Annotated in this window: 15 protein-coding genes; 5 read left to right on the top strand and 10 right to left on the bottom strand. The window is 72.4% G+C overall.

The window, feature by feature from the left end; genetic code table 11:
* The first annotated feature begins 54 nt into the window (after positions 1-54).
* Complete coding sequence (locus MFF13_RS14710) at positions 55-207, top strand: hypothetical protein (protein ID WP_187273639.1); 153 nt, start codon at positions 55-57, stop codon at positions 205-207.
* A gap of 637 nt (positions 208-844) precedes the next feature.
* On the opposite strand, the gene MFF13_RS14705 is transcribed toward MFF13_RS14710, so the two are convergent.
* Positions 845-1,339 (bottom strand): Hsp20 family protein, encoded by a 495-nt coding sequence (locus MFF13_RS14705; RefSeq protein ID WP_238272427.1) that lies wholly within the window; start codon positions 1,337-1,339, stop codon positions 845-847.
* A 149-nt stretch (positions 1,340-1,488) separates the two neighbouring features.
* Here MFF13_RS14705 and MFF13_RS14700 point away from each other — a divergent pair, with 149 nt between their 5' ends.
* Positions 1,489-2,487, top strand: coding sequence for an alpha/beta fold hydrolase (locus tag MFF13_RS14700; protein WP_147829132.1), 999 nt, complete (start codon positions 1,489-1,491; stop codon positions 2,485-2,487).
* A gap of 7 nt (positions 2,488-2,494) precedes the next feature.
* Here MFF13_RS14700 and MFF13_RS14695 read toward each other — a convergent pair whose 3' ends face one another.
* The 8 genes from MFF13_RS14695 to MFF13_RS14660 form a co-directional block, all read right to left on the bottom strand.
* Positions 2,495-2,821: a DMT family transporter gene (locus MFF13_RS14695; protein ID WP_147751710.1), complete on the bottom strand. Its 327-nt coding sequence runs from the start codon at positions 2,819-2,821 to the stop codon at positions 2,495-2,497.
* Positions 2,818-3,975, bottom strand: a complete 1,158-nt coding sequence (locus MFF13_RS14690) for an SDR family oxidoreductase (protein ID WP_147761635.1) — start codon at positions 3,973-3,975, stop codon at positions 2,818-2,820. Before MFF13_RS14690 ends, MFF13_RS14695 begins: the two co-directional genes overlap by 4 nt.
* Positions 3,976-4,154: 179 nt before the next feature.
* Complete coding sequence (locus MFF13_RS14685; protein ID WP_187273638.1) at positions 4,155-4,925, bottom strand: MipA/OmpV family protein; 771 nt, start codon at positions 4,923-4,925, stop codon at positions 4,155-4,157.
* Positions 4,926-5,178: 253 nt separating this feature from the next.
* On the bottom strand, positions 5,179-6,327 hold the full coding sequence (locus MFF13_RS14680; protein ID WP_238272426.1) for an endo-1,4-beta-xylanase: 1,149 nt from the start codon (positions 6,325-6,327) through the stop codon (positions 5,179-5,181).
* Between the two features lie 202 nt (positions 6,328-6,529).
* The gene (locus MFF13_RS14675; protein WP_147761633.1) at positions 6,530-6,850 is read right to left on the bottom strand and encodes a nitrile hydratase accessory protein; all 321 of its coding nucleotides are present in this window, start codon (positions 6,848-6,850) and stop codon (positions 6,530-6,532) included.
* A complete protein-coding gene (nthB, locus tag MFF13_RS14670; protein ID WP_147815530.1) occupies positions 6,847-7,524 on the bottom strand; it encodes a nitrile hydratase subunit beta in 678 nt (225 codons plus the stop codon). The genes MFF13_RS14675 and nthB overlap by 4 nt, the downstream gene beginning before the upstream one ends.
* Positions 7,521-8,156, bottom strand: coding sequence for a nitrile hydratase subunit alpha (gene nthA, locus MFF13_RS14665; protein ID WP_147829128.1), 636 nt, complete (start codon positions 8,154-8,156; stop codon positions 7,521-7,523). Before nthA ends, nthB begins: the two co-directional genes overlap by 4 nt.
* Positions 8,157-8,173: 17 nt before the next feature.
* Positions 8,174-8,359, bottom strand: a complete 186-nt coding sequence (locus MFF13_RS14660) for a hypothetical protein (RefSeq protein ID WP_147729728.1) — start codon at positions 8,357-8,359, stop codon at positions 8,174-8,176.
* Positions 8,360-8,634: 275 nt separating this feature from the next.
* Between MFF13_RS14660 and MFF13_RS14655 the strand changes: the two genes are divergently transcribed.
* Entirely contained in the window at positions 8,635-9,141 is a 507-nt protein-coding gene (locus MFF13_RS14655; RefSeq protein ID WP_147829126.1) for an Hsp20 family protein, read from the top strand.
* A 160-nt stretch (positions 9,142-9,301) separates the two neighbouring features.
* Positions 9,302-9,835 (top strand): hypothetical protein, encoded by a 534-nt coding sequence (locus tag MFF13_RS14650; protein WP_373322542.1) that lies wholly within the window; start codon positions 9,302-9,304, stop codon positions 9,833-9,835.
* A gap of 113 nt (positions 9,836-9,948) precedes the next feature.
* On the opposite strand, the gene MFF13_RS14645 is transcribed toward MFF13_RS14650, so the two are convergent.
* Complete coding sequence (locus MFF13_RS14645) at positions 9,949-10,788, bottom strand: SDR family NAD(P)-dependent oxidoreductase (RefSeq protein WP_147829124.1); 840 nt, start codon at positions 10,786-10,788, stop codon at positions 9,949-9,951.
* A 143-nt stretch (positions 10,789-10,931) separates the two neighbouring features.
* Here MFF13_RS14645 and MFF13_RS14640 point away from each other — a divergent pair, with 143 nt between their 5' ends.
* A complete protein-coding gene (locus MFF13_RS14640; protein ID WP_238272424.1) occupies positions 10,932-12,377 on the top strand; it encodes a S1 family peptidase in 1,446 nt (481 codons plus the stop codon).
* The last annotated feature ends 33 nt before the right edge of the window (positions 12,378-12,410 follow it).

Here is a 12,410-nt window from a genome sequence, read left to right as displayed (position 1 = left end):
GTCGCGACATCGATTGCGCGCAACATTTTGCCCGAATCCAGGTGGGGGTCAACGGTGGCGACGGACACGCTCGACCGCATGGCCGAGGTCTGCCTCGAAGCGCATGCCCTGATCGAGGCCCACGGAACACCCGAGATGCGGGCGACGATCCGCCTGCTGCTGCTTCAGCTCGGCCGCGAGCTGGTTCGCCGTGAGGCCGAGTCGTAGAGGGAGCGCGAGGACCGCTGACCCCGTAGGTGGCCGACCCCGGCGTCCCGGCACACGACGACCTGAGGTCCACCACCTCGCGCAGCTCGGTCTCACACCTCCCGAGCCGGATGTCCTGTCGCAGACGGCAGCACAGGACTGGAACTTGACCGCGCAACCCCCGGTAGGAGGCAGTGAGGGGGAGGGAAGGACCGCACCATGCCGCAGATGTTCGACTGGATCTTCTTCGCCATCATCCTCCCGTTCCCCGCCTTCCTGGCCTGGGACTGGTACCGAAACCGCTAGGACGTTTTCAGTTTCGCTCGGATCGTATCCGGTGGTGGCGAAGGCGTTGGCGCGCGTCTTGGGCTGCCCCGTGTGAATTCGCTTTGCAGCTCGGCCTCGCCATGATGGCCCAGTCCGCCACCGCCCCCGAAAAGGGCGTGCGGCATGCGCTGGCGGCCGTTCGAACGCTTCGACGCACCACCCGCGGTGCCGAAGCGGGCGCGAGTCCCCCCTCGCCCGCTCGGGAGGGCGGCAGTGCGGCGCCGCTCCCGTCTTGTCCGGCGCCCTGGTCGGCCCCCGCAAAGAAAAACGCCCCGGCCATCGGCCGGGACGCTCCTTCTCAAGTCATGCAACCAGGGTCAGCAGACCAAGGTCAGGCGGCCTTCTGGACCTCGGCCGGGACCTCGGTGGCTGCGCCTTCGATCGCCGGCGCGCGGGTCTTGCCGCCGATGGCGATCTCGATGCGGCGCGGCTTCTTCGCCTCAGGGATCTCGCGGACGAGGTCGACGTGGAGGAGGCCGTTTTCCAGCGCCGCGCCCGTCACCTGGACGTAGTCGGCGAGCTGGAACCGGCGCTCGAAGCCGCGGGCGGCGATGCCCTGGTGCAGCACCTCGGCGCGACGCTCGGGATCAGGCTTGCGCTCGCCCTTCACGGTCAGCGCGTTCTCCCGCACCTCGATCGACAGGTCGGCCTCGGTGAAGCCGGCCACCGCCACCGTCACGCGGTAGGCGTTCTCGGCGGTGCGCTCGATGTTGTAGCGCGGGTAGGTCGGCACCGCGTCGGTCGCCACGAACTGGTCGACGGCCGAGAACAGGCGGTCGAAACCGACGGTGGAACGGTAGAGGGGAGCAAGATCGAACTGACGCATAAGACACATCCTCCGTGGAGCAACATGCTGATTTGAGTCTATGGTCCGCCGCGTGGGCCGGACCGGGCTCGTACCGCCTGACGGCCGGTACGATCGTGATATTGGAGGGGTTCGAGGTGCGTTCAAGACCCGGCCGGACGACGGGCCAGATGCGGCAGGACGCCGCACTCCTCAGCCTGCACGACACGCCTGGAAACCCGGTCCCGCCCGGCGCCACGGTGATGGCGGTCGGCACATCCGACGACTGCACCCTGCGGGCGGCGCGCTGGTCCGCGACGACCCGGACCTGCAAGGGCACGGTCTGCCTGCTGCAGGGCCGGGCCGAGTTCATCGAGAAGTACTACGAGACCATCCGCGACCTGCGCGCCCGGGGTTTCGCCGTCGTCGCCTTCGACTGGCGTGGCCAGGGCTCGTCGGACCGTCGGGTCGACGACCCGCACAAGGGCCACGTCGCCGCCTTCGACGACTACCGTCGCGACCTGCTGGCGATCCGCGACGCGGTGCTGGTGCCGTTCATGCCCGACCCGCACGTCTGCCTCGCCCATTCCATGGGCGGCTGCGTGGCGCTCACCGGGGCGCTGGACGGGTGGCTCCCGTTCCGGCGGATCGTCACGGTGGCGCCGATGCTGTCGATCAAGATGGTGCGCTCGCCCGCCTTCGCCTCGGGCGCGACGCGGCTGCTGCAGCGCCTCGGCCTCGGCAGCCGCTACGTGCCCGGCGGCGGCCCGGTCTCGATCGCGACGAAGCCCTACCCGAACAACCGGCTGACGCGGGACCCGGCGCGCTACGCCCGCAACGCCGCCGCCGCGCTCGCCGTCGGCGCCGGCGCGGTCGGCGACCCGACCATCGCCTGGACGGCGGAAGCCTTCCGCGCGGTGGCGCGCCTGCGCGACCCGCGCGTGCCACCCCGCATCGCGACCCCGACGCTGATCGTGGCGGCCGGCGCCGACCCGGTCTGCGGCACGCCGGCGGCCCAGCGCTTCGCCGCGCGGCTCAAGGCCGGCCACATCCTGGTGCTGCCCGACGCCCGCCACGAGATCCTCTCCGAACGCGACGCGATCCGGGAGGATTTCTGGGCGGCGTTCGACGCGTTCGTGCCGGGCTCGCCGGTGCGGGCGGTGGACGATAGGCGGTTGGCGACGGCGTGAGTCCTTCTCAGGCCTCGACGCGCGCGCTCGCCAGGATCGCCACGCCGCAGGCGATGACGGCGATGCCGGCGATCATCGGCAGCGTCACCGGTTCGCCGAACAGAAGCGCACCGCCGATCGCGGCGCCGACCATGCCGACGCCGGCCCAGATCGCGTAGACGATTCCGATCGGCAGCATGTCCATGCTCGAGGACATCAGCCAGAGAGCCGTGCCATAGCCGAGGGCGACGATCAGGGTGGGGATCGGCCGGGTCAGGCCGTCGGCGGCCTTCAGCGCGAGGGTCGCGGAAATCTCGGCGCCGATCGCGACGGCCAGCGTCAGGTACGGGCTCATGCGCTGGCCGCCAGCGCGTCGCCGGCGGCGCGGGCCTCGGGCGCGGGGGGCGGCACGGCGAACATCTCGATGTCGTCGGCGAACTGCTCCACGATCGTCGCCCCGTTCGCCAGGCACACCGGCAGGTAGGCCGGCAGCGTCGGCGCGGGCGCAAAGCCCTCGGCGAGCAGGCGATCGTTGGCGAAGGTCACGTCAAGGGCGCAGAACGCATAGTACGCGCGGACGGCGCGGAGCATCGCCTGCTTCAGCGACCCGTCGAGGCCGAACACCTCGGCGAAGCGCCGGCGCAGCACGGCGCGGTCGGCGACGAGGTCGAACTGCCGGAAGGCGCGCCGTCCGTCGCTCGGCTCCGCCGCCTCGAAGGCGGCGATGACCTCGGCCCAGGTGGTACGGCCGCGGGCGCCGGCCGAGAGGTGGTAGAGGTCGTGGGCGAGCGTCGGCTTGGTCAGGAGCCCGATCAGGGTCTCGGCGACCCAGTCGGCCGGGACGACGTCGACGTGGCTCTCCGGCGCGCAGGGCAGCATGCGCAGGGCGTCTGCGGCGCGCAGCACCCATAGGATGCTGGAGCTCGGCCCCGCGCCGAGGCTCGCATGGCCGACGACGATCGAGGGGCGGGCGACGACGACCGGCAGGTCGGGGAAGTGCTCGGCCAGCGAGGTCTCGGTCGCCGCCTTTGAGACCGTGTAGGCGACCATGTGCCGGGCGTCGGCCGCCGGGTAGTCGTCCTCGGCGACGAATTCGTCGGCGTCGGCGCCGCAGATCATCGCGGTGCCCACATGGAGAAAGCGCTGCAGGTCTGGCATCGCCCGGGCGCGCCGTGCCAGCGCCAGCGTTCCGTCGTGGTTGGTGCGGTAGACGCGCTCGTCGCCCCACCACGAGGTGTCGGCCGCCAAGTGCAGCACATGGGTGCAGTCGTCGAGGCGCGGGTCCCGGTCGATGTCGGCCCGAGTGAAGTCGCCGGGCACCACTTCGACCTTGCGGGCGAGGCGCTGGGCGGTGAAGGCGTCGGTGAAGCGGGAAAGCCGCGCCGCGATGCGCTGCCGGCCCTGCTCGACGCCGGCGCAGCGCACGAGGCAGACCCAGGTCGCGTCGTCGCCGCCTTCGAGCGCCCGGTGCAGAACCGCACCGCCGATCAGCCCGGTCGCACCCGTCAACAGTATCCGTGGCACGGTCCGCCCCCCTCTTTCGAAGAGGCATAGCCAGAAACGTTTGGATATAATCCCTGGAATCGTTGCGTCAGCGACGATCGGGGTTCGATTGTGCCCGACCAGCAACATTCACGCATTCGTGAGTATCAACACCACGTTATACCTTCGGTTGTCGCTGCACCCCGTCACCGATCGGTCCGAATCGAGTAGATCGCCCCCACAGACACCGTGACGTCGTTCGGCGTGCCGACGCGCCGGACGATCGGGCTTCCGGCGGCCGAGGCGACGAGACGGTCGTAGCGGACGGAGCCGAGCGTCCGCCACGCGTCGGACCAGTCGTAGGCCAGGGCCACGATCGCGCCGGCCGAGCGGGTTCCGCCGGTCGCGCGATAGGGCGTCAGGCGCGGGTTAGCGTTCGCGGAGGCCACCGGCACGTCGAAGTCGAGGCGCATCGCGGCGGCATCCCCGAGCACGAGGCGGGGGCCGCCGCTCAAGGTGAAGCGGCCGGCGGTGCCGACGAGGTCGGCGCCGAGCTTGGCGACGACGCCGTCATGGGCACGCAGCCCCTGCGTGACCTCGGCGCGGAGCCGCAGGACGTCGTCCACCGGCCAGACCTCGCCGAACAGGCCGAGCGCCGCCGCGACCGGGCGGCGCGGCAAGCCTGCGAGGCTGCGGTCGTCGTGCACGGAGCGGCCGCTGCGGACATCGAGCACGGCCCCGGCCTGGATCGCGGGGGCGTCCACCAAGGCGACGTCGAGGGCGTCGTCGGGCGAGAACCATTCGCGGGGGGCGTCCACCTTGCGGAAGGAGGCGTAGGGCAGCCCCCAGAGGCCGACCGCGCGGGCGCCCTGGAAGCGCGCGCCGGTCCCGGCGAAGCCCCCGACGGAGATCACGGTGCCCGGCTCGAACAGGGCCGCGAGGTCGTCGGCACACCCGGGCGACGGACCGAGGGCCACGCAAAACGCGATCCATCCCGCAGCGAATCCCACGGGTGCGCGGATCGTCCTCTGCCGAGCCCGCATCCGGCCGCTCGCGCTCAAACCCGGCCTCCCACGGCTCGACCGCCGCGCGCGAACGTCCCGACCGGCCATCGCGACCTTTCACGGATCGGCCGGCTCGGAAACGGCCGGCGCGATCATTTTCCCGCGACCTCTCCGCACCGGACTCACGGCCGCAGGAACACACGCGGAGCGTGAGGGCGGGCGCGGCCTAGCGCAGCTTCGCCCGCGCCGCCGAATGGTCCGGCGCCTGGCCGAACACCGCCTTCATCGCATGCCAGAGCGGCTTGCGCTTGAACTGCGCATCGAGCGGAAGCGCGCGCTGCGGCAGGCCGTCCGGACGCTTGCGGTAGGGGTGGTCGTTCAGCCAGGTGTCGGGGTCGTAGAGGTCCCAGGACATCACGTTCAGCACGGCGGGCTCGGCCGCCACCACCTCGAGGTAGGATTTCGCGAGGTCGGCGACCTTGCGATCGCGGGTGGCGACGTCGGCAGGGAACGCCCGGTCGTCGATGTCGAACTCGGTGATCTCGATGCCGAGCCCCATCGCCCCGATCTCCCGGAGGAAGCGACGGAGCTGGCCCTGGTCGATCGGCACCGTGCTGGTGATGTGCGATTGCAGGCCGAAGCGGCGGATCGGCACGCCGCGCGCCAGCATGCCCTCCAGACGCTTGAGCACGCGGATGCGGCGCGCCTCCATCCACGGCACGCCCTGCTCGACCGCGTCCTCGTTCCAGCACCCGGCCGCCTTCGGGTCGACCTCGTGCAGGATGCGGAAGGCGAGATCGACGTAACCGGGGCCGAGCGCCGTCAGCCACGGGCTCTCGCGCAATCCCTCCGGGCCGCCGCCGTCCTGCGACAGCACCTCGTTGACCACGTCCCAGGAGGCGATCTGCCCGCGGTAGCGGCCGGCCACGGTCTCGATCCAGCGGCGCAAAAAATCCTCCGCCTGGGGGGCGGTGGCCCGGGCCAGCAGCGGGCGCACCCAAGGCGGCAGCGCCTCGTGCCAGACCAGGGTATGCCCGCGCATCCGCTGGCCGTTGCTGCGGGCGAAGCGAACCAGGGCGTCGGCCTGCGCGAAGTCTGTCTTCCCCGGCTCGGGCCGCACCACCTCCATCTTCATCTCGGTGCCGCAGACCAGCATCCCGGCCTCCCGTGCCACCGCCTGCCGGTAGGCAGGGTCGCGCGCGAAGCGGAAGCCGGGCACCTCGGCGCCATAGGTCAGCCCGGTGCGGGCGGCGGCCGCCTGCAGGCTGTCGGCCGCCCAGGACGGCCGGCCCATCGGCCCGAACGGATCGTTCGCGGCGCGGGCCGGCGCGGCGAGAAGGCCCGCGGCGCCGGCGAGGAGGCTGCGGCGGGTCATCGGGCCGACATCGCACGCCGTGTCGAGGGCGGCACCGCGGGCTCCCTCTCTCATAGGGAGAGGGTCGGGGTGAGGGGCGTGACCTCTCCGGAAAGTTCTCATCCCTCACCCTGTCCCTCTCCCGCTCTGGAGAGGGGACCCACGCCTACATCGGACGCATCGCGCGGTCGGCGATCCGGCGTCGTGTCGGCTGACGCGTCATTCATCGCCGGAACAGCGGATCGTTCTCCAGCGCGATCGGCAGGCCGTGCGGGGTCGCCTCCGCCGCGCGGAGGAAGGCGTCGCGGCGGGCGTCGAGAGTGTCGGCGTCGGCGATGCCGCGGGCGGCGAGGATAATCTCCAGGGCGGCGAGCCAGCGGCCGTAATTGGCCGGCGCCTCGGGGCCGTCTGCGGGGCGGATCGCGGCGCCGAGGGTGTCGGCCCACTCGGCCCAGGTGAACAGCCCCGATTCCTGTAGCGACACCACCATCGCGAAGACCTGCGCCTCCCACGGCGCCGAGAATGGGGAGGCAGGCACACTCACGTGCGGCCGCCCGCGATGTAGTGCTCGAACACCGCGACGGTGACACGCCCGTTCGGGTCGGCGTCCTCGCCCCAGAGCTCGCTCGACGGGAAGGCCACGGTGTAGAGCCAGTCCGGGTTCTCGCCCTCCCCGTAGGCGTTGGTGTCGGGCAGGACGAAGGTGCCGTGGACGCGCAGCACCGTGCCCCTCTTGGCCCGCACGTAGCGCGGCAGGCGGGTGTGGGTCGGCGGGTGGATGTTGCGCATCGTCACCGCGTCGCCGACCGCGAAGCGCGCCGGCGCCGGGGCGGGCCGGTCGCTCGGGAAGCCGGCGCGGTAGCGCGGCTCCAGGATGTCGGCGGTGAGGACCCGGGCCACCGGCGCCGGGTCCGGGTCCGGGTCCGGGTCAGGAACGCCGCGGGCGATCTCGTCGGGCCGCGCGAGGCCGTGGGCGGCGAGCTGGCGCTCCAGCGCGTCGAGCCAGATCGCGTAGTAGCTCGACCGCAGGTAGTCGGCCGGCGGCATCGCCTCGCGGGCGGCGCGGCTGCCGTCCAGCGTCCAAGCGCCGGTGAAGCCCATCGCCATGGCCAACGCGAAGACACGGCTTTCCCAAGCTGCGTGGAACACCGGCTCGTCGGGTTCTGGCATCACCGGGCCGAGCCCGTGCATGCCGCCGAGATCCTGGGCGCCGTTCATGCTGGCACACTTGCGGGAACACTTGCGGGTGCGCCCGGCAGCCCGGTGCCGATCATCGCGTCGCGGGTGACCAGGGCTGCGAGCTGGCGCTCGTCGAGGGCCTCGGTCCCGGCCGGCCGCATCGGCAGAACCATGTAGCGCAGCTCGGCGGTGGAATCCCACACGGTGATCCGCGTCGCCTGGGGCAGGCGCACCCCGAACGCGGCGAGCACGCCGCGCGGGTCGATCACGGCGCGGGCGCGGTAGGGCGGCGCCTTGTACCAGACCGGCGGCAGGCCGAGCACCGGCCAGGGGTAGCAGGAGCACAGGGTGCAGACGACGAGGTTGTGCTCCTCGGGCGTGTTCTCGACCACCACCATGTGCTCGCCGCCGCGCCCACCGATGCCGAGCTCGGCGATGGCCGGGGTGGCGTCGGCCAGGAGCCGTTCGCGATAGGCCGGATCGACCCAGGCACGGGCCACCACCTGCGCCCCGAGATGGGGGCCGACCTGCGTCTCGTAGCGCTCGACCAGCGCATCGAGCGCCGCCGGCTCGACGTAGCCCTTCTGCACGAGGATCGATTCGAGCGCCCGCACCCGCGCCTCGACGGGGGACAGCTCGCTGTGATCGTGGTCGTCGTGGTGGTGGGCCATCCGAGCCGGCGCCCGCCTCAGGCCAGGTCGAGCGAGCGCTCGAACGCGGCAGCGTTCGAGGCGTGGCCCTTCGGATCGGTCACCACGATGTCCTTGAAGCCGCGCCGAGCCAGTTCCCAGGTCTTCTCCAGGGCCTGGTCGGCGGTGCCGCACGCGAACGTCGCGGGCCGGCCCGCATGGTCGTTCGCCTTCACAGTGTACACGGCAAGCTCTCCTGATCGTTCGAATCGAACATAAACGGATGTGGCGTCGCCTGCGAGGATCGGGAAGGGGTTTTGGGACGCCGCCCAGATTCAATCGGAGAGGCCCGTCCCGCACGACGCGGCGACCTGATTTCGAGAAACGCGAATTTTTTGGGAACCGGATCACGCGCCGGTCGTTTCTCACGCGCGAGGCCGAACGACGGCTCGCGCTACGGGCGCCGGGTCAAGGCATCCGGCGACCCTTGTCATCACGTTGCTCCAAGGAGGATGTGGTCATGAGGACCCTCGATTTTGCACCGCTCTACCGTTCCACGGTCGGCTTCGACCGACTGTTTTCGATGCTGGACCAGGCCACGCAGGCCGAGGCCTCGTCGACCTGGCCGCCCTACGACATCGAGCGGGTGGCGGACGACGAATACCGCATCACCATGGCCGTCGCCGGCTTCGCGCCCGACGAGATCGAGCTGACGCAGCACGATTCCAGCCTTCTGGTGACAGGCCAGAAGACCTCCTCCGAAAACGCGCGCCAGGTCCTGCATCGCGGCATCGCGGCCCGCACGTTCCGCCAGACCTTCAACCTGGCCGACCACGTGAAGGTCGTCGGCGCGAGCCTTGAGAACGGCCTGCTCACCGTCAGCCTCAAGCGCGAGGTGCCCGAGGCGCTCAAGCCGCGGCGCATCCCGATCGGCGGGTCGCAGGACGCCGTGAGCCAGGCCGTGGGGCGCGAGTCCGCCGGCCAAGACAACGCGCCGCGGATCGAGTCCACGCGCAAGGCCGCCTGAGGCGGCAGCGTGGGCGGGGCCTGAACCCACGGGGCCCTGCCCGACCGCGAACCGAGCCCCCCGCGAGCCTCGCCGGGCCCGCGGGGGCATGACGACCCCTATCGCCCATCCAACCCGTAACAGGAAGTAGACCCGTATTCAGGAAGGAGGATCGTCGATGATGCAGACGCACCTTTTCCACTCCGGGGACACCGGCCCCGACATGAACGTGGGCGTCGGCCCCGGCCGGCCCCCCGTCGGCGCGCACCAATCGGGCGGCGCGCTTCCGGCCTCGTTCGAGGCTTGGCAGGCGCTCGTCGCCCCCGGCGACGTGTTTCGCCACCCGCGCGAGGTCCTGTCCCACCCGATGCTCTCGCCGGCGGACAAGCGCGCGATCCTGGTATCCTGGGCGTCGGATGCCTGCGTGCTCGAAGGGGCGCCGGGCATGCGGTGCCTCGTCGGCAGACGGGCCGAGCCGGTCTCGATCGACGCAGTGCTCGCGGCGCTCGGCGAGCTCGACCGGGAGGTCCGGCGGACGGGGCCTCCGGCGGCACGCGCGGCACCGCGCCGCCTGCGGCGTCTCACGGACCTGCATCGCTACGTCCGTCCGAGGCGGCGCGACGACGACGACGACCCGCCGCCGTGCCCGGTCGGCGTGATGCCGCGCCCGAAGACTCCCCCGAGCGCGGCGCTCGCCGCCGCCATCCCGGCCTGACGGCCGAGTCAGGTCTCGGCGCTGAGCGTGCTTGAAGCGCGCGAAAGCCCGGTGCGGCCCCGCACCGGGCTTTCGTCGTGGACGATCCGACGCCGGGTCGCGTCTTCGCGCGCCTACCCCTCCATCGCCCGCTGGAACGCTTCCGCATGATCCGGGTGCCAGCGCGAGAGCGCCGGGCGGTTCTCGATGATGTCGCCGGCAGCCCACGCGATCCGGCGCTCGTCCTGGGCGCGGGTGGTCTCGTTGTCGGGGCACAGGACGTAGAAGTCGCCCTCTTCCATCCGACCGAGCAGGAAGGTCACGGTCTCCTCCGGCGTCCAGGCGCCGGGCGGTTTCTCGGCGACGCCGCGGGCCTTGGTCAGCCCGGTGTAGACGAAGCCCGGGATCAGCAGGTGCGCCGTGGTGCGGCAGCCGTCCCGCCCGCGCAGGTCGTGGGCGAGCGCCTCGGTCGCCGCCTTCACCCCCGCCTTCGAGACGTTGTAGGGCGTGTTGCCCGGCGGCGTGGTGATGCCCTGCTTCGAGCCGGTGACGATGACGGCGCCGGGCTTGGCCCCCGCGATCATCCCCGGCGCGAAGGCGTGGATGCCGTTGATCACCCCCCACAGGTTGGTGTCGAGGATCCGGCGCCAGGTGTCGGCGTCGGAGAACAGCTTGCCGCCCGCCTCGATGCCGGCGTTCAGCATCACCACCGCAGGCGGTCCGCTCGCGGCGACCGCCTGCGCGAACGCCTCCATCGCCGCGCGATCCCCGACGTCGAGGGCAACGGCGCGGACCTCCACTGCTGCGAGCTTCGCCACCTCGGCGCGGGAGGATTCGAGCGCCTCGCCGGGAAGGTCGGCGAGCCAGACGTTCATGCCGGCCCGGGCGAAGGCCTTCGCCGCCGCGAGCCCGATGCCGCTCGCGGCGCCGGTGACGACGGCCGCACGGCCGGGTTCGATCGCTGGATGGGTCATCGGCGCCTCTCACTGAACTCAGCTTCGCGGTGAGGGTGGGGCGTCCGCCCGGATTGTCGAGGGCCGCGCAAGCCCTGCGCCCTGGCCATCGGCAGCGGCCTCTGCCACCGTCCGGCACGTTCCACGCACCGGGAATCGCCTGCATGCCCGCCCGCGCCCTGTCTGCCGCCCGCCCGCTGTCCGTGGCCCTCGCCCTGCTCGCCGCGCCCGCCGTCGCGCAGGCGCCGAAGGTGCCGCCGCCGCGCGCGCCCGCCACCGCGCCGGACCCTGCCTTCGAGGCGATGCGGGCCGCGTTCGAGGCGCTACCCGAGGCCGAGCGCAAAGCGCTGCAGGACGCGCTGGTCTGGACCGGCGACTACAACAGCGTCGTCAACGGCGCCTTCGGCCGGCGGACCTTCGAGGCGCTGAACGCCGCCCGCGCCCGCACCGCCGGGGCCGACCCCCTCGACCCCAGGAGCCGCGCCGCGATCCTGGCCGCGGGCGAGGCCGCGCGGAAGGCCGTGCGCTTCGCCGTGCTGGCTGACCCGGCGAGCGGCGCGGTGCTCGGCGTCCCCGAGCGGATGGTGCCCAAGCGCAGCGCCGTGCCCGGCGGCACCCGCTGGCAGAGCGCCGACGGGCGGCTGACCCTGGAGAGCCGGTCGTTTCCCGCAGGCAGCACCGACCTCGAGGCGCTGTTCGCCCGCGCGACCGCGCCGCTCGCCGACCGCAAGGTGACGTACAAGCTCAAGCGGCCGGACTTCATCGTGGTCACCGGCGAGACCGCGTCGGGGCGTTCCTACCTCCGCTACGCCGCCGGACCGGCGGGCATCCGCGGCTTCGCCATCGGCTACGAGGCGGCGCAGGCTGCGGACGTCGACCGCCTCGTCATCGCCATCGCCAACAGCTTCGTGCCGTTTCCCAACGCGCCGGCCGAGGCGCCCAGGATCGCGGCCGTGCCGGCAACCAAACCGCCGGCCACGGGCCTGCCCCCGGCCGGCATGACCTCGCAAGTGACGGCCCCGCAAGTGACGCCGCCGCAAGTGACGCCGCCGCAGGTGGTCGGCACCGGCCTCGTCGTGGCGCCGGGCCGCGTGTTGACCGCGTCGTCCGTGGTCGAGACCTGCCCGAACCTGCGGGTCGGCGCCGCCCCGGCCAAGGTCCTGCGCAGCGAGCGGGGTCTGGCGCTTCTGGAGGCCGCCGGCCTGCCGGCACCGAAGCTGCCGGGCCTGCACGGGACCTCCGCCTCCGAGGATCGGGTGGTGGTCGCCGCCGACGGGGCGGGTGTGTCGGTGGCCCCGGGGGCGATGTTCGCTGCGATGTCGGGCGAGGCGCGGGTGACGGCACCGCTTCAGCCCGGGTCGGCGGGGGCACCGGTCCTCGACCGCGCGGGCGGCCTCGCGGGACTCGTCGCCCGCTATCCCGCCGCGCCGCGGCTGGTGGCGGGCGTGGTGCCGCCGGCGAGCTTTCCTGTGATCCCGGAGGACGTGATCGCCGCATTCCTGGCCGAGGGCGGCATCGCCACGAAACCGTCGGCGGCCACCGCCGGCAGCGTCGGCGCCGCCGCCTCGGCAGTCGGGGGCGCCGTGATCGGGCTCGGCTGTACGAGATAGGGCCTGCCGCGCGATCCTCGGATCACGCGACAG

The organism is Methylobacterium cerastii, assembly GCF_022179125.1.
In the GTDB taxonomy this organism is placed as follows: Bacteria; Pseudomonadota; Alphaproteobacteria; order Rhizobiales; family Beijerinckiaceae; genus Methylobacterium; species Methylobacterium cerastii.
Note: the sequence above shows the minus strand (reverse complement) of the source record. Positions and strands in the feature narration are given on the sequence as shown.